Origin of the sequence: Siccirubricoccus soli, from assembly GCF_024178315.1 — a bacterium.
Lineage (GTDB): Bacteria > Pseudomonadota > Alphaproteobacteria > Acetobacterales > Acetobacteraceae > Siccirubricoccus > Siccirubricoccus soli.
Genome location: NZ_JAMZIK010000109.1, coordinates 21,471 through 42,761, shown reverse-complemented (window position 1 = coordinate 42,761; position 21,291 = coordinate 21,471). Strand labels below are relative to the sequence as shown.

Here is a 21,291-nt window from a genome sequence, read left to right as displayed (position 1 = left end):
GCGGGGTGCCATGGCCGTCGACCACGACGTGCCGCTTGGTGCCTGCTTTGCCGCGGTCCGTCGGATTTGGGCCGGTTGCCGCTCCCCCCTTTTCGCCGGAACAGAGGCGCTGTCCAGCGAGGCCCGGCTCCAGTCCAACTTGTCGGCGCCGTGCAGCCGCTCCAGCAGCACGCGGGGCAGCCGTTACCGTAGGGTGCAGCCGCCACCCCAAGCCTGCCGAAACAGGCAGCGAGCAGCCGCATTAATTGATCTTCACGAGCGCGCCGGAAATGCTGGCCATGGCGGCGCCGGACACCTCGGCGTTCGGTGCCCCGCTCATCTTGGCGCCGGCGGGGCCGAGTTCCACCGAACTCGCGCCTGCGCTGAGCTTGATGCTCATGGCATCCATCTTGATGGTGCTGCCGCCGATCGACAGGGTGATGGAACTGGTATCCAGCACCGCCTTCGTCCCCCCCACGATGAGGGTGATGCTCTGTGCCGCGTCGATCTTGCTCGTGCCGGCACTGACCTTCAGCTCATGATTCCCGGTCTTGATGGTGGTGGTCTGGTTCCCGGTATCGACGTTGATGGCCTGGTTGCCGCTTTGGACCGTCACCGTATGGTCGGCCTTGATGGTGACGGTCCGCTTGCCGGTTTTCACCGTCAGGGTGTCATCAACATCGTTGATGGTCACCGTACGATTCTTCGCGATGGTGGTGGTCTGGTCGTTGAGGACGACGATGTTCATGTCCTTCTGCGCATGCATGAAGAATTCTTCCGAACCCGCTTTGTCCTCGAACCGGAGTTCGTTGAAGCCATCGGCATTCGGCGATGACTTGCTCTTCAGAGTGGACTTGGTCTTCTCGGCTGGAAGGGCATAGGGCACGGTCTGCGCATCGTTGTAGACGCGGCCGGTGATGATGGGGCGGTCGGGATCGCCCTCCAGGAACTCGACCACCACCTCCTGCCCGATGCGTGGCAGGATGATGCCGCCATAGCCGAGGCCGGCCCAGGGCTGGGAGACACGGATCCAGCAGGACGAATTCTCGTCATTGGTGCCGGCGCGGTCCCAGGGGAACTGGACCTTCACCCGCCCATACCTGTCCGTATAGATGTCGTCATTGCCGGCCGGGCCGACCACCTTGGCGGTCTGCGGCCCGGTGATCACCGGCCGTCGTGTCAGCCGCCGCGGCCGCCATGGCGTCGTTGCCGGAACGGTCTGGAAGACGGTGCGGAAAGTGTCGCGCGTCTCCCCGCCTTCCCCGCTCGTCTCCTCGACGGTCATGAAGTAGCTGGCACCAATGACCAGATGGGAGATGTTCTGCGACTCGTCGCCGAATTCCTTCAGGGTGAAGGTGTGACCCGTGCTGAGCGAGCGGACATTGCCTTCGCCCTGCGCCGCCTTCCGCGGCGCCGCCAGCTCCTGCATGCGGATTGCTGCGATCTTGCTACCCTCGGAGGTCGTGGCGTAGCTGCCAGGGTAGTCATAAACTTCATAGGCGTTGTGGGCGCTATGCGAGGGCGCGAGCCGGAGCTGGGAGGTGAGGTCAGTCCCCGAAGTCTCAAAATTATAGTCACGCTGGACATAGAGCGCCGGCGTGATGTTCACCGTCGTCTGCCAGTCCCAGATATGGTCTTCCTTGCGCCGATAGGTGTGGTCCGGCTCGAAATAGCTAATTTCTGCCGCGCCGGGGATCGGCTGGTGAGAGGATGCATCATCGGTCAGCACCAATGTGTGCGACCCGTCGACGTGCTTGTGGTAGTAGTAGATGCCCACCTCCTCCATCAACCGGCTGACGAAGTCGAAGGTGCTTTCCCGGTACTGGACCACGAACTCCTGCACGGGAAGGGACGTCGCATCGACGATCGCGGTCTCGAACTGGCCGCTCATACCCGCGTCTGAGAGCGCCTGCTTGATGATGTCGACCAATGTCTTCTGCTGGTAGATGAAGCACTTCACCTGCTGCGACAGCAGCCAAAACATCGGCCGCAACTCAAAACGGTAGCGCTCATAGCCACCGCCCTGTCCCAGATAGGCGGCGCGGGTAATGACGCCGTTGAAGTAGCGGTAGCTCGTCTCGTCGGGAAGCAGGATCTTCAACGTCATCTTCGAACCGATGACGGCAAGCAGATCCGCCTTGGTGGCGGAGGTGCTGACGAGATCGACCTCATAGCGGAATGGCCTGCCCAGTTCCTCCGTGCCCACCATGCGGTCGAAGAACAGCTTGAAGCCGGGATCCGGGCTGACCGCGATCTCGACGTGGCGATTGAGCAGGTCGACCATTCTTGCCTGATCCTGAACTGGGCGTTCGCCGGCCTAAAGGCCGGAGGGGCAGCGGAACTGCCGCATCGCCGTCATGGTGAAAGGATTCATCACGCTGCTGGCGGTCAGCCGGAACACCGCGGTACGGCCGCCAGCATTGAAGGTGACCGTGAAGCGGTCCGGCTGCCCGTCCGAGGTCACACGCGCCGTATCGAGCAGCCGGTACAGGGCCCAGGGTCCGGTCCTTTCCGTGATGCTCGGAACGCCGGCGGTCGGGGTCATCGTGAGCCGCGCCTGGTTGCGCCCAGCCGGGCCCGGCCATTGCATACGAATGGGCTGCTGCGGACCATGCGCATAGGTTAGCACCTGCCCGTCCAGATCGATGCTGACCTGGCCGAAGGAGGGGTCGAGCGACACCGGCAGCAATTCGAACCGCACCACCATGTTCGGGCCCGCGGTGAAGAGACCCTCCCGGATTTCCGCCGCGCGCTGGAACTGCGCTAGGCTGTCGGCCGAAAAGCCCAGCTGCGCCTGATCGACCGACTGCCACCGCCAGGGCCTGGTGGCGGTATCGACGAAGGCGCGGAGATTCTGGGTAAAGAAGCTGTCGATCATGCCACCGGGGCCGAGCAGCCTGGTGAAGTCATCCAGCGGCACATCGATCGGGCTGCTGACGACGAAGGGGTAGCGGTTGTTCAGTGCCGTCGCGCAGAAAGGGGCAATATTGGACCGCCAATTTTCCGCGATCTGCGCACGTGCCCCGGCCGCAGTGACGGTCGCGCTGCTACGTGCCGTCGCGGCCACCATGTTGTCGATGGGCGCTGGCAGGCTACGGGCCAGAGTCTGCAACTGCGATGGCAGGCTGCCTCCACCGCCCACACCGCCGCCTCCCGCTGCGGCGCCGAGCAGACCAGCCCCCCCCCCCGCTGCGGCCTGGCTGAAGCCCTGGTAGAGCTGCAACATCTTGGCGATGACCTGCTCCATCTCGCCTGGCCGCTGCGGCGTGCCGACGAATTCCCGCAAGCGGCGGAAATGCTCGTCCACTCGCTCGGCCGGATTTGGCGTGCGGGCATCCTCCGCCCGGAAGCCGGCCTGCAACGCCATGGCAACCTGCCGCTGCCGGGTCGACAGGTTCCGCAGCAATTCGCGCTGCGCCGCCGGCCGCAACTCGCGCGCCGCCCGGGATCCGGCAGCCTCGATGTCATCGGTCTTGGTCAGATTGGTCTCGGTCGCGATCGCCTGTAGCAGGTTGCGGAAGGGCGAGACCGGGCCAGACAGGGTGTTGAGTACGTCCAGGGCGTCGGAGGTGGTCTGGAAGGACCGCATCTGGACATCGGCCAGCACCGCATCCCACCGACGGATATAGTCGTCGAAATAGAGCGCCTGAACGTCGCGCCGGAGTTGGGAAATGCGCCGCAGATCCGTCACCTGGATCTCATCCCGACCACCCAGCACCCAGGTGGCTTCGGTGACGTCCTGCAGCACCTCGGGCAGCAGCGGCAGGAAGGTCTCGTGGTAGCCACGATAGGTATAGATCCCGTCTACGCCAGTCGTGAGCGGCCGGCCGGAGCGCAGGACGAAGATGCGATTCGCCGCGGGCCCGGCCGCATCGCCGATGCGCCATTCCGGCAGAGCCTTCACCGGCTGGCTGGCGAGGATCCGCTGATAGCTGCGCTGCGCCAGCGGCATCTGCCGCAGCACGTTCCGCACTTGGTCGATCAGCACGTTGTCGAGCGGCACTTCCTCGACCGGCTGCTCGATCAGCGCGGCGATATGCTCCAGCACCGCTGTCCGGGCGGTCTCGTCATCCTGCAGGTCGCGGTCGATGTCGGTGGTGAGCCAATCTGTCACCAGATCGGCATCCAGCGGTCCACGCCGCCCGAGGATCAGGTAGACCTTAAGCGCGGTGTAGAGGTAGTCGAGATTGCCGATATTGGTGCGCATCCCGGCCTCGACTCGTGCGAGGAGCCGGGGCAACAGAAGCATGTTCAGCGCATGCCGATACCCCTGCTGTGCCTGCGCCCCAAGCCGCGTTCCCTGCCACAGCCCGAAGGTGAGGCTGACGGGGGTGGATTTTTCCCGCTCGCCATAGCCCCCGGGCAAGCCGCGCAGGGTGGCCAGCGGTGGCAGCGTAGGCCGCAAATCAGTGGCCGGCGCAGGATCTTGCCGCAGGATGTTGAGCTGCGCCTCGTAATTCGTCAGGCCGAGCTGCGCCGCTGCGATCAGGTCCCGGTTGCCGAGCCAGCTGTAGAACCAGATGCCGATCATCGCCAGCAGGGCCACCACCGCGGCAGCATAGGCGCCGCCCCAGACCAGGCGGTTGCGCTTCTCCAGCCGTGGGTCCAGCCCGACCAGTCCACTCTCGAGGAACACCACCTCCTTCATCAGCCGGGTGAGGAAGTAGCTGCGCCCCTGGCCGCTGAAGGCCGTCACCGCCTGACGCTGCAGGCCGAAATTGCTGGCCATGGCCCCGAGCAGCCGGTCCATCGGCATGCCGTTCTGAGTGCCCGAGGTGAAATAGACGCCGCGCAGCAGGGCGGGTGCTTCCAGCCGACTCGGTTGAAAGATCGCCGTCAGGAAGGATTGTGCGGTTTCCCGCAGGGACGCCATCTGCTGCGGGAAGCCATAGATCAGGGCCCGGCGCTGCATGTCCGGCTCCTGGTGCACGCGCTCCAGCATCCGGTCGGTCAGGCGCTGCAGCAGCGCGTCGTACTCGGCGCCGAACCTGCCCACCGCAGCGTTACCGGGATCCTTCCCGGCGTCCAAGGGGAAAGTCATTCCCCAGACCTGCTCGCGTTCGTCCTTGCCCATACTGTCGAAGAACTCGACGAAGCCGGCGATGAGGTCTGCCTTCGTGAACATGACATAGACCGGCATCCGTACCCCGAGCTGGTCATGCAGCTCCCGGATCCGGTTCCGGATGGTTCGCGCATGCTCGGACTGCTCGCTCTCCTTCATGGAGGAGAGATCCGACAAGCTGATGGCAAGGATGACGCCATTGATCGGCTGCCGCGGCCGATGCTTCTTCAGCAGGCCGAGGAAGCCGAGCCAGGACTTGCTGTCCACGGTCTCCTGGCTGTCCTGGGTGGTGTAGCGGCCAGCCGTGTCGATCAGCACGGCCTGATCGGTGAACCACCAGTCGCAGTTCCGCGTGCCTCCGACACCCTGCACCGCGCCCTTGTCGGCCAGCGGGAAATTCAGCCCGGAGTTCACCAGTGCCGTGGTCTTGCCGGAGCCGGGCGGGCCGATGAACATGTACCAGGGCTGCTGGTACAGCGCGGTGCCGAACCGCCTGGCCATGCCCGCCTTCTTCAGCGCCTGCTGCGCCTCCTTGAGGCGCGTCGCCAGCAGGTTCACCTCGTCGGCTGAGGCCGCGGCATCCAGCTCCGCCTGGGTCGGAGGGGCCGCGACCTCTTCGACCAGCTTCTTGTCCTTCTGCTGCTGGCGATACAGGCGCAGCAGGTTGTTCAGCAGCCACAGGACGAAGATGACGACGATCGTGATGATCCGCGCCAGCTCCGAGCCCAGGGGCCGCGCCTCGCCGACCGCCAGGAGATCCCCGAAGAACCAGACCAGCAGGCTGATCAGCAGGGCGCCGATGAAGGTGACGACCCAGCGGGAGAACAGGATGGAGAGGAAGCCGCTCACTGGGAGTCCCCCGCTTTCACTAGAATGATATCGGTGCGCCGGTTGGCCTGCTGCCCCTCCCGCGTCTCGTTCGAAGCAATGGGCTGGGTGTCGGCCTTACCCTCTGCCCGGACCCGGTTGGGATTGGCGAGCTTGCCGGCGACCAGCCGCGCCACCGTCTCCGCCCGCGCCTGGCTGAGATGCCAGTTGGAGGGGAAGCGCGCCGTACGGATTGGCGAGCTGTCGGTATGGCCGGTCACCAGGACCGCTCCAACCTCATCATTCAACGCCTGCGCTACGCGCTCCAGCAGCGGGATAGCAGGCGCGTTCAGCGATGCTTGGCCCAAGGCAAACATGTTGTTGTTGGCGACGCGGATGGTGATGGTCTGACTATCCTCCAGCACATCCACCAGCCGCTGCTGGATCTCGGGCGCCAGGAAGCTCCGCAGTCGCGGCAGCGCTGCGGAGGGAGCCGGCGGCGGTGCCGGTTGGGCCGGCGGCGGAGGCGGCGCGCCCGGCGGCCGCGGCGGCAACAGGGGGGCCGAGGGCGGCAACTGCGCGTAGCGGCCCGCCAGGGCATCTGCGTCACCCGCCAGGGAGAAATTGAAGCCGAGATAGATGCAGGCCAGCAGGAAGGCGGTAACCGTGCCGATCAGCCAAAGCGGAACGCGCTGCGCCAGCGGCTTGTGCCCGGCCGGGATGCCCCGCCACCGAACCGAGAGCTCGCGCTCGAATTCGCCCCGACGTTGCCGGATGACACGATAGAGTGCATCGCGGAATTCGGTGAGCGACGCAATGCCGCGCTGCTGCACCCGGTAGCGACCGACGAAGCCGAGGGAGAGGCAGAGATACATCAGCTCCACCACCTGGCCGTGGCGGGCCGGATCCTCCTCCATCTGCTTCAGGATCTCGAAGAAGCGCTCGCCGCCGGCAACCTCATTGTGGAAGATGCTGGTCAGGCTTTGCTGCGACCAAGGGCTGTTGGCGCCCCAGGGCGTGGAGAGCACCATGTCGTCGATCATGGCGCAAAGCGCATAGCGCGCCGCCCGAAGCGACTGCGTGTCGAGGCCCGTGGCCAATGCCCGCCGCTCGAACTCGCGGACGGCCTCGACCATGCTGCGGCGGAGCTGGTCCGGCTGGGGATGCTGGAAGCGACCCAGCAGGCGGATGGCTGCCCCCATGACCGGCGCCGCCGCCGCGGCCAGCGGATTCACCCCAATGACCGGTAGGGCCACCATCGGCCCCGCCGGCCCGCCCGCCGCCATGGCAGGCGCCGGCGCGGCCATCGGCGGCGGCGTGGCAGGACGGCCGCCCGGCCGCGGCCGGATGACGGTGCGATCGCTGTCCTCGGGTTCGGCGAAGGGATCATCGGACATCGCGCATCACCCTCTGATCGCCCAGCATTCCATATTGATGCCCGGGAACTCCCCGGAGAGATGCAGCGCCGCGCCACCGGAACGGGACAGCGCCGCCCAATAGGGGCCGCTACGGTCCAGCTCGAAATAGGAGGCGCCGGAGTAGTAGGGCAGTTGCCGCGGCGCCACCGGCAAGGCCCGCACCGCAATCCCTGGCAGCGCCACGTTGATCAGCTCGCGGATCTGCTCCACGGGCCCGATCTTGATCTGGTTGGGCAGGTTGCGACGTAGCGTTTCGGCCGGCATCTGCGCCGTGACCACCAGGACCCAGGTGGCATTGGTCACCAGCGAATGGTCGGCAATCGGCGCGACGCGGATGCCGAATTTCCGTTCCTGCAGCGGGATCGGCACCGCGGTCTGCTCCAGCACCGCGGAGAGCGACTGACGAATCGCCGCCATCACCGGGCGGAAGGTCGCGGTGAGATCCTCATGCCGGTAGGGCGGGAACACCGCGGGCCGCTTGCGGCTTTCGGTGAAGGTCGCAAGCTCGCCAGCGAGGCCGACCGCATAGCGGTAGAAGGTCTCCGGATGGAGCTGGCCCAGCGTCGCCGCCATATGCGTCAGCACCGGCTCGTTGCGATTGCAGAGCTGGAGCAGGAGGAAATCCGCGAATTCCGCCGCCCCTCGCGTCGCCGTCTCGGAAACCCGGCCGGCCAGCGCCTCAGCCCGGTGATGCACCAGCCCCTGCACCTGTGTGACGAAGCCGCCCAGGACGGAGGAGGCGCTGCTCAGCAGCACCGGCGGGATATAGTTCTCGTCCAGCATCACCGATTTGTCGGAGCGCACCTCGACGATGCGGGCCAAGCCGATCTCGGCCATGCCCTGGCGCGCCTCATGTTCCAGCGCGTAGCGCAGCCGCAGCTTGCCCACCGGAATCGTGGCGTTGGACTGGTAGCCGGCATTGGTATCCACTGCCTCGTGCTCGGCCGCGGCATAGCGGGCCACAGTCTCCGTCACATCGGCGGGCGCCGTCTCGATCACCCCCGGCTGGCGGGCTGGCAGCACGAGGTAGACGATGGAATTGCGGGCCGTCTCCGGCAGATCGATTGGCGGCGGCGGGTCAAGGTCGCCGGGCGCAGCGAAAGGGGTGCCGTCCGGCAGGATGCCGGAGATGGCTCGCGTCGCGAATTTCCCCAGGGTAAGCAGGTCGCGGTCGATATCGAGGGTCGTCAGCCCCCAGGCGAAGGGACGCAGCCCCGCCGTGCTGGCGCGCACCAGACGCTCCACGTAGCGGTCCTGCTGCTGCAGGTGCTGCGGCTGCAGGAACAGCCCCTCGCTCCAGATGACCTTGTTGTCCCAGCCCATTTCAGGCGCTCCGTCGCGCTGCCGGCCGCCGCCGCGTCATGGCGTCGGCGCCACGGTGACGCCGGCTTTCGCGGCGGTGACGGTGATGGCACTGGTCTTATTGGGCGGGACGGCCCAGGTGCCGCGCCAAGCCACGCCATCCATGCTGCGCACGCCCATGAACAGGCCAAGCGTCGTGACTCGCGCCTCCGGGTTCAGGGTACTGGTCACGGTGGCGCCAGGCGCCAGGATGAAATCCTCCCGGCGCACAAGCTGGTCGCCCAAGGTGGCGGCGTCGCGGTCAAGCAGCGCGAAGAATTCCGCCCCGTTGAAGGCCGCGGTCGAGGTGAGCTGGTAAACCCGCAACTGCACCGGTGCCGCGGCCCCGCTTTCCGTCGGATTCACATCCGATGTTGCCTCCAGGGTCAGGTTCACCACGGTCGGCGGGGGCGGCGGCGGCGGGGCACAGGCCGACATTCCCGCCAGGAGCCCGATCAGCCAGGCGAAGCGAAGTACCGTATGCGCCATGCAAATCCCCCCAAGACGACCACCGGGAGGCCGGCGGCTTGCTCCCGGCCTTGTCGCCCCCCGGCAGCACCGCGAGTGTATCTCAACCCCGCAGGTTTCGCCCAGGGGTGGAACGGTTCCACCCCATCGAAACGTCACCTTCCCGCGATTTGTGAACGCCGCCATGAACGCCACGCGTGCTGCCTCGGCCGTACCGACCGCGAACTTCTAGAGTTTCTTTTCTTGTTCCTGATATGCTCGGGCGAATTCGCGGCCGAATACCGCTTGAAAGTCTTCCTCTGCCTCGCGCGCGATGTCCGCATAGGTGCTGCAGAACAGCTCCCAGGTCCGGGATTTGCGGCTCCCCGGAAGAAGATTGCCCAGCAGCCCGGCGCCGGTGATCCGGGCCTCGATCGCCGCCGGGTCGAAGCGCTTCAGCAGCGCGACCAACGCCGCCTGAACCCCGGCCATGACCGCCAGCTGATGGGAGCGCAAATCGCGGAACGCATCCTCCGTCGCCTTCAGCGGCGGCAGGTAACCGGGCCGGCCGGGCTGCAGAATCGCGGCCACCGCATCCTCGGGCGTCACCGAGAACTTCAGCACGTTGTTGTTCCGGACTTGCAGCATGGTCTGCTCGATCCCGAAGCCCCGCTTGACCTCGGCGCGTGACATCAGGACGTCGCGCAGGTTCTCGACCATGGCCTTCATCAACTGCCCGACCAGACGGAAATAGGCTTCCGGATCCTGGCCGGCGAGATCGACCTTCGGTTGCCCCGCGCCCTCCAGGAAGGCGGCCAGCAGGCGCGTTGCGTCCACCGCCGTCCCCGCGCCCGGCGCCGCTGCGGCAGGCATAGCTTGCGTCGGCGCCACCGCGGGCGGCAAGGCAGCTTGCGCCGTGGGCGCCGCCGGGACGGCCAAGGCGAGCCCGGGCCGGTCCGGCTCGTCGAAGGGATTGGCGCTCTCGGCAGCAGGCGCAAGCACCGGGGCAAGGTGAGCAACAATAGGCGGTGCCGGTGCCGGGGATGGTGCCATCGCTGGCATTTCCGCCACCGCGGGCGGCGGGACCGGCGCCACCATTGGTGCCGAGCCGACGACCGGAGGGACTGCCGAGACGTCCACCGTCATCGGCGGCGCGGCCGGCCCCGGCGGCGGCGCCACGGGCGGTACCGGGCTGAAGCCCTGGCCTGGGGTCAGGTCGCCCAGCAATTCATCAAAGTCGATATCCGCCGGCAATGGGGCTGCGGCGGGGGGCTGCAGTCCGACGGGCTGTCCCGGTATGGCCGCAGGAACTGGTGCGAGGGGTGTCGGCGGCACCGCAGGGCTTGCCGCTGCCGGGCCCAGTGGCAGATCCCCGAGGAGCGCATCCAGATCGGCATCGCTGAGGGTCGGCTGTGCTACCACACGCGGGGCGGCGAAGTAGTGGTTGCCGATATCGGCATTGTCGCGCTGCGCTGCACCACTCCAGGAGGGGTCGGCGTCCCGTCCATGGAATCTGTCGATTTCCGGCGCCGTCGGCCTGCTCTCCTCAGCAATGTCGAAGGGGTCCAGGCCGCGCGGCATCGGCGCCTCGATCCGCTGCGGATGGGAGAAGCCGGGCACCGGCGCCCCAAGGGGGTTCTCCAGCAGATCCGCCGCGAAGGGGTCCCCGGCTACCAGGGTGGAAGCAGCCGGCGCAAAGGCCGCCGGCGCCGGCCCCTGTGTCGACACCCGCACCACGTAATCGCCCAGCCGGAACTCATCCCCCTCCTGCAGCACCACTTGGCTGTCGCGCGGCATGCGCTCCGGCGCGCCGTTCAGGAAGACGCCATTGGTACTGACATCGGTGAGCACGTAATTGCCGCCGACAAAGGCGATGGTGCAGTGCAGCTTGGAAAGCTGCGCCGAGGCGTCCTGCAGCACCCAGTCATTCTGCGGCCCGCGGCCTAGCGACAGGCTGCCGCGATCGAGCGACCGCACCTCCTGCACCGGCCCGAGCGGCCCCTGGCCCGCCAGGCTGAGGGTCAGCGGCATGGCCAGGGCCGGCGCGCGACGCCGGCGAGGCAGGTGATGCACATGGCAGCTACCCTTTCGCGGAACCTGGGGCGATGGCGGCGCACAAGCGGCCCCGTCATCGGGCCGGAAGGATCGTTCGCCCACCGATGGATTGCAAGTGACCTGCGTAACATCGCCAAACAGTTGCCAACGCCAATGAGACCGCTACGGTATCAGATAGATTTCGGCTGGGCTCATTCGGCGACTGGTCGTGGGGGCGAAGATGGCAGACCTGAAGGTCAAGATCAGTATCAAGTACCTGGACCGCTATGACGGCAAATTCTCACACCTGTTCAAAAACCTGCTGGAACTGCCGACCTTCACCTACGACAAGATGGTCAAGACCGAAGACAACCATGTCACGCTCAAGGACATCGAAAAGGATTTCGACAAGGCTTCGCATGGCATCTTCGGGACCATCAGCTACGTGGTCGACGAGGTCCTGAAGGAGAACAAGATTACCGCCAAGGGCAATGTACCGCCCTCCGCCCTGAAGCCAGCGCAGGCGCAGCTCAACAAGGAGCTCGCCCCCTACAAGAAATCCCTGACCAAGCTCATGGACGCCACCATCGATGAGCTTTGCGGCGCGGACCAGCAGGCGCCCGAGGGCTACGATCCGAAGGACGACAAGGCGACGCCGAAATTCCTCGCCACCATGGAGAAGATCAGGGCAATCCTGAAAGTGTTCCAGGGGCTTGACCAGGGCCTGCGGGACCTGAAGCCCGCAGCCGAGTCCCTGACCGGGCCGAAAGCCCCCCCGCTGCCGCCGAAGGGCGGCAAGGACGAAGCCTGGATCATCAAGGTCGTGGACCCGGCCGAGAAGCTGGTCGGCACCTTCCAGGGGGAGCTGAAAAACATCCAGAAATGGATGAAGGCCCGTCCTCCCAGCCTCCAGGCTCAGAAGCCGGCCACTAAGGAAAGCCCTGCACAGAAGGCGATGCGGGAGGCGATGAACGATCTGGTCGAGTGCTTTGGCAAATATCCGAAGCGCATCGACGAGATCTCGACGGAAATTTCCGAGACGAATACCTTGCTCAATGGCTGGCTCACTCTGGTCCGTGCCGGACGGGCAGACTTCAGGCTAGCGAAATGGCCGAGCGGCCCCGATATCGCCCCGAGCTGGAACAAGCTGGAGGCGCTCAACGAGGAGACCGGCAAGCTAGTCGACAAAATCAGAAAGCTTGCCGCCTGAGCCGCAGTGCTGGATCGCCGGCAAGCGGGCAGCCGTCGCCGGATGGCCTGTCGCCTGCGCCGCGGGCCTGGCCGATACGGCCGGTCCGGGCATGTCACCCACGGACATCTTCCGGAGCAGCAACGCTCCGACGTTCCATGCCTGGGGTTCCTGCCCTAGGATCGTGTAAGTACCCGGTCGCGGCTGCTGAGGACCCCAAAATGCCCGACATTATCCTAGCCCAATTCGAAGGCATCACCTGGCTGGTGGCGGGTGTGGATCTGCTGGACGACCTGCTGGCCAACACCCTGCCGCCGGAGACGAGCTTCGAGATCGTCACCTGCCGGGAATCCGCGGAAGTCGATGCGCTCTGGCGCTACCATGCCGGCGACCAGGCAGATTTCAGCCATCCCTGGGCCATCCACCCGAATATCGTGCGCCGCCTCCAGGGGCTCGGGACCGGCATCGTGGTCAGCTTCACCCCTTGGTCCGCCCTGCTCGACAACGAGGCGAAGAAGACCGTCGCCCGGGTGGCGGAAACTGCCAGGGCCCAGGCCGAAGCCCCGCTACAGCTGATCGGTCAAGCGGACCCGGCCGGCGGCCCAATGCCTGCCGCCATGCTGCAGATGCGGCTGCAGATGCTGGAGGATGCGCTCGTCGAGGCGGGCATCGACCGCGCCCGACTGCACCGCGTGGTCCGCGACCCTAGTCATCCTGGCTACCGGGATGAGATGGCTGACCTGATCGACATCCATATCGGCAACGGGTGAACCGGTCCCAGCCGTAACCATGCTGCCCACCATCCAAGCACCGCTTAGCCGGATTTCGGCCAGATCCTCGTCACCTCCGGCAACACCGTCTCGATCAGAAGCCGGCTTTGCTTCTGCATCTCGGCATCGTCGCCCGCCACCGGGCGCAGGATGAACTTCGAGATGCCGGCTTCGACATAGGCCGCAATGCGGGCCAGGATCGCCGCCGCATCGCCCGTGACGAACCGGCCCTCGGCACTCTTCCCGGTCCGCCGCTCATAGGCCGCACGGAACCGTGCAATTCCCGGCTCGTCCTGCGGGCCGAAGCGGAAGGCGAAGGCGGCGCCATAATGGTCCGCATCGATCTCCCGCCCCGTCTCCCGCAGCGCGGCGCGGATGGCGGCCACCACGGCGCCCGCCTCCTCCGGCGTCTCCGGCCCGCCTTGCCAGCCGGTGCCATACCGGGCCGTCCGCCGGATCGCCGCCTCGGAGCCACCACCGATCCACATCGGCAGATCGGGCTGCACCGGCAAGGGGGAGATGCTCACCTCCCGCAGCCGGTTGTGCCGGCCTTCGAAATTCAGGGTCTCGCCGCGCCAGAGACGGCCGATGATCTCCAGCGCCTCATCGGTCCGCCGGCCACGCTCCTTCGGGTCCAGCCCCAGCGCCGACCATTCCGGCGCCAGCGGGCTGCCTATGCCGAAGCCGGGCAGCAGCCGGCCCTCGGAGAGCACGTCGATCGTGGCGCATTGCTTCGCCAGCAGCACCGGCTCCCGCATCGCCAGGGAGACGACGTTGACGCCGAATTTCAGGCGGCGCGTCCGACCCGCCAGGGCGGCGAGGGTCGTCATGCATTCCAGAATGGGCTGGCGACTGACGATCCGGTCGGTCTGCCACAGGCTGTCCACGCCGCCCTGCTCGCAGAGATCCACCCAGCGCCAGAAGGCAGCAGCGCCGGAGAAGGGGAACTCCATCAGCCCGAGGCCGACCGCGATGCGCCGCGCCATGGTCAGGCCAGACCGGCCACGGCGTCGTGGAAGCGGCGCATCACCGCCAGATGCTCGGCCACGGAGCGGCCCGGAATGCGCTTGTGCCGGCGGCGGTTGAAGGTGTTGGTCAGGGTCAGGTGCGTGGCGCCGAACCGCTTCCAGTAACGCGCCTCCTCCGCCCAGCTCGCCTCGTCGCCGCCACCGCCGGAGATCCAGACCTCCAGCCCGATCTGCGCCGGATCGCGCCCGGCCGCTTCCGCTTGGCGGCGGATCTCTCCCCAGGCCGCCTCGATCTCCGGGCCCGGGCCATAGGCGTTCATGATCCAGCCATCGCCGAGCGTCGCGATGCGCTCCAGCGTCTGCTCGACATGGCCACCGAACCAGACCGGCACCCTGCGGTGCACCGGCAGCGGGTTGATCCCGGCATCCTCCACCTTGTGCCAGCGCCCTTCGAAGGTGACATGCGGCTCCGCCCACAGCGCCTGCATCACCCGCACCTGCTCCGCGCTGCGCCGGCCGCGATTATGGAAATTCTCGTTCAGGGCGGTGAATTCCACCGGGTTCCAGCCGACCCCGACGCCGAGGCGGAAGCGCCCGTCGCAGAGTACGTCGAGGCAGGCCGCCTGCTTCGCCACCAGCGCCGCCTGGCGCTGCGCCAGGATCAGCACCTGGGTGGAGAATTCCGTCGTGCCCCTGCAGAGCGCGGCCAGAAAGCCGAAGCAGACGAAGGGGTCGTGGAACAGGTCGGCGGAGGTGTTGCGGTCCCCCCAATCCGGCCGCGATGCCGCGTTGACTCCGAGGACATGGTCGGCGAGGCCGAGATTGGTGAAGCCGATCTCCTCGGCCGCCAGCGCGAAGTCCCGCACCACCGCCGGCGCGCCGCCGATATCCGAGAGCGGCAGCATGACCCCCAATCGCATGGCGCAACTCCCCTAGTTGGTGCCGACCGCTTCCCCCATCACGTCCCCGATCCCCGCATGGATCACCAGATCGGCCCAGGGATCGAGCGGCGTCTCCTCACGGTTGACGATGACGAGCTTCGCCCCCTGGCGCTTCGCCATTTCAGGGAAGCCGGCCGCCGGATAGACGACCAGGGAGGAGCCGAGGACAAGGCAGAGATCGGCCGCCCGCACCGCCTGCTCCGCCCGCAGCATGGCGGCTTCCGGCATGGATTGGCCGAAGCTGATGGTTGCCGGCTTCACGAAGCCGCCACAGGCCCGGCACTCCGGCACATCCCCATCGCGCTCGAAGGCCAGGCGGAGCTCGGCGATCTCGTAGCGCGCGGCACAATCCAGGCAGGTGGCGTAGGTGGTGTTGCCGTGCAGTTCGATCACCTGGCGGTCCGGAATGCCGGAGGCCTGGTGTAGCCCGTCGATGTTCTGGGTGATGACGGCCGAGACCTTGCCCTCCCGCACCAGCCGGGCCACGGCGCGATGGCCGCGATTGGGCTCTGCGGCGCGCATCACCGGGTCCGAGGCGAAGCGGCGGCGCCAGGTTTCCCGCCGTGCCTCGACAGAGGCACAGAAATCCTGGAACATGATGGGTTTCATCTGAGTCCAGATGCCGCCGGGGCTGCGGAAATCCGGAATGCCGGATTCGGTGCTGATGCCGGCGCCGGTGAAGACCACGGCGCGCTCCGCAGCGCCCAGCAGCCGCTTCAGTTCCGTGATGTCGGACGCCCGCTCCATGGACCGAGCGTGACGCGGATCGGGCCGCCGGGCAAGCATGGCCTTCCGGGGACGGCGCCCTCCGAAAGACGGGGGGCCGCCGATGGGGACCGGGCTCAGGCGGCCATGTCCTCCCGGATCATCGCCGCTCCCTTCTCGCCGATCATGATGGTCGGTGCATTGGTGTTGCCCGTGGTCAGGGTCGGCATCACGGAAGCGTCGATGACGCGCAGGCCGCCGATGCCGCGCACCCGCAACCGGCTATCCACCACGCTTCCGGGGTCCTCCCCCATGCGACAGGTGCCCACCGGGTGGTAGATGGTCGAACCGTATTGCCGCATATAGGCGACAAGTTCCTCATCCGTCGTCACCTCCGGGCCAGGCATCAATTCGAAGGCGCTAAGCTTGGCGATTGCCGGGGCTGCCAGGATCTGCCGGGCGAGCCGGATGCCCACCGCCATCACCTGCTGGTCCGAGGCGACGCCGAGGTAGTTCGGCCGGATGGCCGGCTTCTCCAGCGGATCGGCCGAGCGGGCCAGGATGGTGCCGCGGCTGTCCGGCCGCACCGGGCAGACCGCCACGGTCATGCCCGGCTCCTTCTCCAGCGTCCCGACCACGTCCCGCTCATAGGTGGCCGGGGTGAAGAGCAACTGCAGATCCGGGCTCACCAGGCCTTCGCGGGAGCGACAGAAGACCTGGGCCGTGGTGACGCCGAAGGTGAGCGCGCCGCGGCCCTGCACCGCGTAGCGCAGGGCCTCCCGCATCAGCCGCCAGCCGCGGGCGAGCTGGTTGGTCGAGATCTCGCCCTTCACCCGATGCTGCACCCGCGCGACGTAATGGTCCTGCAGATTGGCGCCCACCGCCGGCATATCCTGCAGCACCCCTACGCCAATCTCCTGCAGATGCGCCGCCGGGCCGATCCCCGAGAGCTGCAGCAGATGCGGGGAATTCACGGCGCCGCCGGACAGGATCACCTCCTTCGTCACGCGAATCTCGCGCTCCGCCCCACCCTGGCGGAAGCGCGCCCCGACGCAGCGCCGCCCCTCGAAGAGCAACCTGGTGGCGATAGCGTCGGTCTCGATCCGCAGATTGGGCCGGCCCTTGGCGGCGGCCAGGAAGGTGCGGGCCGTCGAGCCGCGGAACCGGCCGTTCCGCGTCATCTGCGAATAGCCGACGCCCTCCTGCTCCCGCCCGTTCAGATCCTTGCGGAACACATGCCCAGCCTGCTGTGCCGCTTCGACGAAGCGATGGGTCAGCGGCAGGATGGTCCGGTAATCCTCCACCCGCAGCTCGCCCCCCTGCCCGCGATATTCCGGCTCTCCGCCCTGCACGTAGTGCTCGGATTTGCGGAAGAAGGGCAGCACATCCTCGAAGCTCCAGCCACGGCAGCCCATCTGGGCCCAGAGGTCGAAATCCGCCGGGTTGCCGCGCACGTACAGCATGCCGTTGATGGAGGAGGAGCCGCCGAGCACGCGGCCGCGCGGCCAATGGATCGCCCGGTCATTGCTGCCCTTCTCGGGCTCGGTCGCATACATCCAGTTGACGCGCGGATTGCGCACCAGCTTCAGCATGCCGGCGGGGATGTGGATCCAGGGGTACCAATCGCTCGGCCCGGCCTCCAGCAGGGTCACCCTCGCCGTGGTCTCGCTCAGCCGGCTGGCCACCACGCAACCGGCGGAGCCGGCGCCGATGACGAGGTAGTCGGTGTTTTCCATGAGTCCCTCCCCATCCCGATTGCGCCCCCGGCGCCGGGCCGGGTCAAGCCCGGGCGGCCGGATTTCCCATCCGGTGCAATCCTTGCTTAGCTTCCCCGGCGGGCGAGATGGCGGGGAGCCTATGGCAGGCTACGAATTCGGCATCGATATCGGCGGCACCTTCACCGATGTGGTCTGCCGCGCCCCGGATGGCAGCATCCGCCTGGCCAAGGTGCCGACCACCAGGGGCAATCCCAGCCGCGCCGTGCTGGCCGCGCTCGGCACCGCCGGCGCGGAATGGCAGGTACCCGCCGGCGCCATCGGCCGCTTCACCCATGGCACCACCGTGGCCACCAACGCCGTGCTGGAACGCAAGGGCGCGCGCCTCGGACTGATCGCCACGGAGGGCTTCAAGGACGTCATCGAGATCGGCCGGCAGATGCGCCACCAGATGTACGATCTGGTGCTGCATACCGAAACGCCCGCCTTCCTCGCGCCGGGACGCTTCCGGAGGGAGGTGCGGGAGCGGGTGGACGCGCAGGGGCAGGTGCTGGTGCCGCTCGACGAGGCCGGCGTCCGCAGGGCCGTGGCGGAGCTGCTGGCGCAGGATGTCCAGGCGATAGCCGTCTGCCTGATCTTCGCCTTCCTGCACCCGGCGCATGAGCGGCGCATCGCCGAGATCATCGCCGAGATGGCGCCGGGGCTCCCTGTCTCGCTCTCCTCGGAGGTCGATCCCGCCTTTCGCGAATATGAACGCGTCTGTGCCACGGCGTTCGACGCCTATGTGAAGCCCCTGGTCGCCGAGTATCTGGAGGATATGGAATCCGGCTTGGCGGCGGCCGGCGTGACGGCCACGCTGCAGGTGATGCAGTCGCGCGGCGGGCTAATGTCCTCGGCCATCGCACGGCGGAGACCGGTGCGCCTATTCCTTTCCGGGCCCGCGGGCGGCGTGGTCGGCGGCCTCGATGTCGGGCTGAATGCCGGCTTCCGCGACCTCATCACCGTCGATATCGGTGGGACCTCCTGCGATATCGCCCTGATCTCGGATGGCATGCCGCTGATCCGCGCCGAGGGGCAGATCGACGGCTTCACCGTGCGGGTGCCGATGGTAGATGTCACCGCCATCGGCTCGGGCGGCGGCAGCCTGGCCTGGATCGACGCCGCCGGCTCGCTCCGCGTCGGCCCGGAGTCGGCAGGCTCGGAGCCCGGACCGGCCTGCTATGGCCGGGGCGGTACCAGGGCAACGGTGACCGATGCCTCTGTCGTGCTGGGCTATGTCGATCCGCAGCATTTCGCCGGCGGCACGCTGCGGCTGCAGCCGGAGCTGGCGCGGCAGGCGGTGGGAGGCACCGTGGCCCGGCCGCTTGGCCTCACGCTCGAGGAGGCCGCGCTCGGCATCCACCGCGTGCTGAATGCGCAGATGGCGGAGGCGATCCGGCTGGTCTCGATCGGGCGGGGCATCGACCCGCGCGGCTATGCGCTGCTGCCGCTCGGCGGCGGCGGGCCGATGCATGGCTGCGCGCTCGCCGAGGATCTCGGCATCTCCACCATCATCATTCCGCCGCATCCCGGCGTCCTGGCCGCCGCGGGGCTGCTTGGCGCGCCGGTGGAACATGAGGTCGCCGCAGCCTTCCCGCATGCCTGCATCGGACTGGACCCGGCCCTGCTGCGCCCCGCCCTCGCCGAGCTGGATGCGCGCTGCCGCGCCTTGACCGAAGCGGAAGGGCTGGCGGAGACGGAGGTAGCGATCAGCCATGCAGCCGATCTCTGCTACATCGGCCAATCCTATTGGCTGGAAGTGCCGCTGCGGCTGGACGCCGCCGACCCTGCCGGCGAGGCCTACGCAGCCTTCCTCGCAGCGCATCACCGGGTCTATGGCCATGCGCCGGAGTTGCCAGCCAAATTCGTGAACCTGCGCAGCGTCCACCGCTCCCGCGCGGGCAGCGTGGCCAGCGGCATCGGCCTTCGCCAGGGCAAGGCGACACCGCCGGGCACGCGGCTGATCCGGGTTCGGCAATTCTCCACCGCCGTCCCCGCCGCGATCTGGCAGCGCGAGTCGATCCGGCCAGGCGACCACATCCCCGGCCCCGCGATCATCGAGCAGTCGGACACCACGACGCTGGTGGAACCGGGTTGGACGGCGCGCCTCGGCCCTGGCGGCGCACTGCTGATGGAGAAGGAGGCGCGGCGATGAGCACCTTCAGCACGGCCAATGTCGACCCCATCACCGTCGAGGTAACGCGGCACCGCCTCGAAGGCATCGCCAACGAGATGCAGTCCACCCTGCTGCGCTCCTCCTTCTCGCCCATCGTGAAGGAGGGGCTGGATGCCTCGGCGGGACTGTTCACCGCAGATGGACAGACCCTGGCGCAGAGCTGCTCCATCCCCATCCATCTGGCGACGCTGGTCCCGGCCGTCGCCCGTATCCTGCGGCAATTTCCCCCTGCGACCATGCAGCCGGATGACAGCTACGTGCTGAACGACCCGTATTGCGGCGGCACCCATCTGCCGGACATCGCCGTGGTCCAGCCGATCTTCGTCCAGGGCCGCATCATCGCCTATGCCGCGGCCATGACCCACCACCAGGATATGGGCGGACTGTCCGCCGGCTCGGTGCCGACCAACGCCACCGAGATCTTTCAGGAAGGGCTGCGCATCCCGCCCCTGAAATTCCGCGACCGCGGCGTGGTGAATGCGACCCTGGAAGCGATGATCCGGCAGAATGTCCGCATTCCCGATACGGTGATGGGCGACCTGCATGCCCAGGTCTCGGCCTGCGCCATCGGTGCGCGGCGGGTCGCGGAACTGGCGGAGAGGCAGGGCAGCAATGCGCTGACGGCCATGTTCCACGAATTGCTCGACCGCTCGGAGCGCATGACCCGGCTGGCGCTCTCCGCCATTCCGGACGGCACCTACCGCCATGTCGATTGGCTGGACAATGACGGGGTGGAGCTGGAGAAGCCGATCCGGATCGAGGTCGCCGTGACCATCGCTGGCGACGCCATCCATATCGACTTCACCGGTACCTCGGCCCAGGTGCGCGGTCCGCTGAATTGCGTGCCCTCCGGCTCCCTCGCCGCCGCCTGCTTTGCCGTCCGTGCACTGACCGATCCCAGGATTCCCACAAATGGCGGCTGCTTCCGGCCCATCAGCCTGCATCTGCCGGAAGGCACGCTGGTGAATCCACGCGAGCCCGCGCCGGTCAATGCCCGGACCTCCACCATCAAGCGCATCACGGGCACGATCATCGGCGCCCTGGCGGGGGTGCTGCCGGATCGGATCCCTGCTCCCTCCGCCGGGCAGATGGTGATCGTCGCCTTCGGCGGGCGGAAGGCGGATGGCACCCCTTTCGTCACCGGCGACCTGATCGCCGGTGGCAGCGGTGCGGCCCGTGGCCATGACGGCGTGGACGTCATCGAGACCGACGCCACGAACTGCATGAACTTGCCGGCCGAGGCGGCGGAGCTGGAAACGCCCATCCGCCTCAACCGCGTTGCCCTGCGCCCCGGATCCGGCGGCGATGGCGAGTGGCGTGGCGGCCTCGGCACCATCCGGGAATATGAGGCGCTGGTGGACGACGTTTCCTTCACCCATCGGAGCGAACGGCATTTCAGCGCCGCCCCCGGCCTGTTTGGCGGTGGCGAGGGGGCCCGCGCCGTCAGCGTCATCCATCGGGCCGATGGCAGGCGGGAGGTCATTCCCTCCAAGATCGTCACGAGGCTGAACAAGGGAGATCGGGTTGTCATCGAGACGGCCGGCGGGGGCGGTTATGGCGATCCGGGCCGCCGCCGCCCGGAGGCCCGGACGGCGGACGCCGCCGACGGCAAGGTATGAACTTGCGGCGAATTTCTGCGCCTCCGGGCGCCGCTAGCTGGAACTGTGATCTCGACCTCCGACGCGGCAAGGCCAACGATG

The 21,291-nt window shown here is 67.4% G+C and carries 14 protein-coding genes and 1 pseudogene; 4 read left to right on the top strand and 11 right to left on the bottom strand.

Translation table 11 applies throughout. The features are described from left to right. The 7 genes and pseudogenes from NJ376_RS17535 to tagH form a co-directional block, all read right to left on the bottom strand. Positions 1-183 (bottom strand): annotated as a pseudogene (locus tag NJ376_RS17535) (IS5/IS1182 family transposase); the annotation flags it as partial. A 58-nt stretch (positions 184-241) separates the two neighbouring features. Continuing rightward, positions 242-2,263 carry a type VI secretion system Vgr family protein gene (locus NJ376_RS17530; RefSeq protein ID WP_252954579.1) on the bottom strand — a complete coding sequence of 674 codons (2,022 nt, stop codon included), beginning with the start codon at positions 2,261-2,263 and terminating at the stop codon, positions 242-244. 33 nt (positions 2,264-2,296) lie between these two features. Then, positions 2,297-5,890: a type VI secretion system membrane subunit TssM gene (tssM, locus tag NJ376_RS17525; RefSeq protein WP_252954578.1), complete on the bottom strand. Its 3,594-nt coding sequence runs from the start codon at positions 5,888-5,890 to the stop codon at positions 2,297-2,299. Continuing rightward, positions 5,887-7,245, bottom strand: coding sequence for a type IVB secretion system protein IcmH/DotU (gene icmH, locus NJ376_RS17520; protein ID WP_252954577.1), 1,359 nt, complete (start codon positions 7,243-7,245; stop codon positions 5,887-5,889). The genes tssM and icmH overlap by 4 nt, the downstream gene beginning before the upstream one ends. Positions 7,246-7,251: 6 nt before the next feature. Next, positions 7,252-8,589 carry a type VI secretion system baseplate subunit TssK gene (tssK, locus tag NJ376_RS17515; protein WP_252954576.1) on the bottom strand — a complete coding sequence of 446 codons (1,338 nt, stop codon included), beginning with the start codon at positions 8,587-8,589 and terminating at the stop codon, positions 7,252-7,254. 36 nt (positions 8,590-8,625) lie between these two features. After that, positions 8,626-9,096 carry a type VI secretion system lipoprotein TssJ gene (gene tssJ / locus NJ376_RS17510; protein WP_252954575.1) on the bottom strand — a complete coding sequence of 157 codons (471 nt, stop codon included), beginning with the start codon at positions 9,094-9,096 and terminating at the stop codon, positions 8,626-8,628. A 207-nt stretch (positions 9,097-9,303) separates the two neighbouring features. Further along, on the bottom strand, positions 9,304-11,085 hold the full coding sequence (gene tagH / locus NJ376_RS17505; protein ID WP_252954574.1) for a type VI secretion system-associated FHA domain protein TagH: 1,782 nt from the start codon (positions 11,083-11,085) through the stop codon (positions 9,304-9,306). Between the two features lie 244 nt (positions 11,086-11,329). Here tagH and NJ376_RS17500 point away from each other — a divergent pair, with 244 nt between their 5' ends. Together NJ376_RS17500 and NJ376_RS17495 are read left to right on the top strand one after the other, a co-directional pair. Beyond that, a complete protein-coding gene (locus NJ376_RS17500) occupies positions 11,330-12,298 on the top strand; it encodes a hypothetical protein (protein ID WP_252954573.1) in 969 nt (322 codons plus the stop codon). 200 nt (positions 12,299-12,498) lie between these two features. Next, positions 12,499-13,047, top strand: coding sequence for an OmpA family protein (locus tag NJ376_RS17495; RefSeq protein WP_252954572.1), 549 nt, complete (start codon positions 12,499-12,501; stop codon positions 13,045-13,047). Between the two features lie 44 nt (positions 13,048-13,091). On the opposite strand, the gene NJ376_RS17490 is transcribed toward NJ376_RS17495, so the two are convergent. The 4 genes from NJ376_RS17490 to NJ376_RS17475 form a co-directional block, all read right to left on the bottom strand. After that, positions 13,092-14,033 (bottom strand): LLM class flavin-dependent oxidoreductase, encoded by a 942-nt coding sequence (locus NJ376_RS17490; protein WP_252954571.1) that lies wholly within the window; start codon positions 14,031-14,033, stop codon positions 13,092-13,094. A 2-nt stretch (positions 14,034-14,035) separates the two neighbouring features. Further along, the gene (locus tag NJ376_RS17485) at positions 14,036-14,935 is read right to left on the bottom strand and encodes an LLM class F420-dependent oxidoreductase (protein WP_252954570.1); all 900 of its coding nucleotides are present in this window, start codon (positions 14,933-14,935) and stop codon (positions 14,036-14,038) included. Between the two features lie 12 nt (positions 14,936-14,947). Then, positions 14,948-15,703, bottom strand: a complete 756-nt coding sequence (locus NJ376_RS17480) for an SIR2 family NAD-dependent protein deacylase (RefSeq protein ID WP_252954569.1) — start codon at positions 15,701-15,703, stop codon at positions 14,948-14,950. Between the two features lie 95 nt (positions 15,704-15,798). Further along, a complete protein-coding gene (locus tag NJ376_RS17475; RefSeq protein WP_252954568.1) occupies positions 15,799-17,397 on the bottom strand; it encodes a GMC family oxidoreductase in 1,599 nt (532 codons plus the stop codon). Between the two features lie 121 nt (positions 17,398-17,518). Between NJ376_RS17475 and NJ376_RS17470 the strand changes: the two genes are divergently transcribed. Together NJ376_RS17470 and NJ376_RS17465 are read left to right on the top strand one after the other, a co-directional pair. Then, a complete protein-coding gene (locus tag NJ376_RS17470) occupies positions 17,519-19,570 on the top strand; it encodes a hydantoinase/oxoprolinase family protein (protein WP_252954567.1) in 2,052 nt (683 codons plus the stop codon). Continuing rightward, complete coding sequence (locus NJ376_RS17465) at positions 19,567-21,210, top strand: hydantoinase B/oxoprolinase family protein (protein WP_252954566.1); 1,644 nt, start codon at positions 19,567-19,569, stop codon at positions 21,208-21,210. The genes NJ376_RS17470 and NJ376_RS17465 overlap by 4 nt, the downstream gene beginning before the upstream one ends. The last annotated feature ends 81 nt before the right edge of the window (positions 21,211-21,291 follow it).

Coding starts and splice junctions, on each gene's coding strand:
- NJ376_RS17530 (WP_252954579.1), bottom strand. CDS start 2,263: ATGGTCGACCTGCTCAATCGCCACGTCGAGATCGCGGTCAGCCCGGAT.
- icmH (WP_252954577.1), bottom strand. CDS start 7,245: ATGTCCGATGATCCCTTCGCCGAACCCGAGGACAGCGATCGCACCGTC.
- tssK (WP_252954576.1), bottom strand. CDS start 8,589: ATGGGCTGGGACAACAAGGTCATCTGGAGCGAGGGGCTGTTCCTGCAG.
- tssJ (WP_252954575.1), bottom strand. CDS start 9,096: ATGGCGCATACGGTACTTCGCTTCGCCTGGCTGATCGGGCTCCTGGCG.
- tagH (WP_252954574.1), bottom strand. CDS start 11,085: ATGCCGCTGACCCTCAGCCTGGCGGGCCAGGGGCCGCTCGGGCCGGTG.
- NJ376_RS17500 (WP_252954573.1), top strand. CDS start 11,330: ATGGCAGACCTGAAGGTCAAGATCAGTATCAAGTACCTGGACCGCTAT.
- NJ376_RS17495 (WP_252954572.1), top strand. CDS start 12,499: ATGCCCGACATTATCCTAGCCCAATTCGAAGGCATCACCTGGCTGGTG.
- NJ376_RS17490 (WP_252954571.1), bottom strand. CDS start 14,033: ATGGCGCGGCGCATCGCGGTCGGCCTCGGGCTGATGGAGTTCCCCTTC.
- NJ376_RS17485 (WP_252954570.1), bottom strand. CDS start 14,935: ATGCGATTGGGGGTCATGCTGCCGCTCTCGGATATCGGCGGCGCGCCG.
- NJ376_RS17480 (WP_252954569.1), bottom strand. CDS start 15,703: ATGGAGCGGGCGTCCGACATCACGGAACTGAAGCGGCTGCTGGGCGCT.
- NJ376_RS17475 (WP_252954568.1), bottom strand. CDS start 17,397: ATGGAAAACACCGACTACCTCGTCATCGGCGCCGGCTCCGCCGGTTGC.
- NJ376_RS17470 (WP_252954567.1), top strand. CDS start 17,519: ATGGCAGGCTACGAATTCGGCATCGATATCGGCGGCACCTTCACCGAT.
- NJ376_RS17465 (WP_252954566.1), top strand. CDS start 19,567: ATGAGCACCTTCAGCACGGCCAATGTCGACCCCATCACCGTCGAGGTA.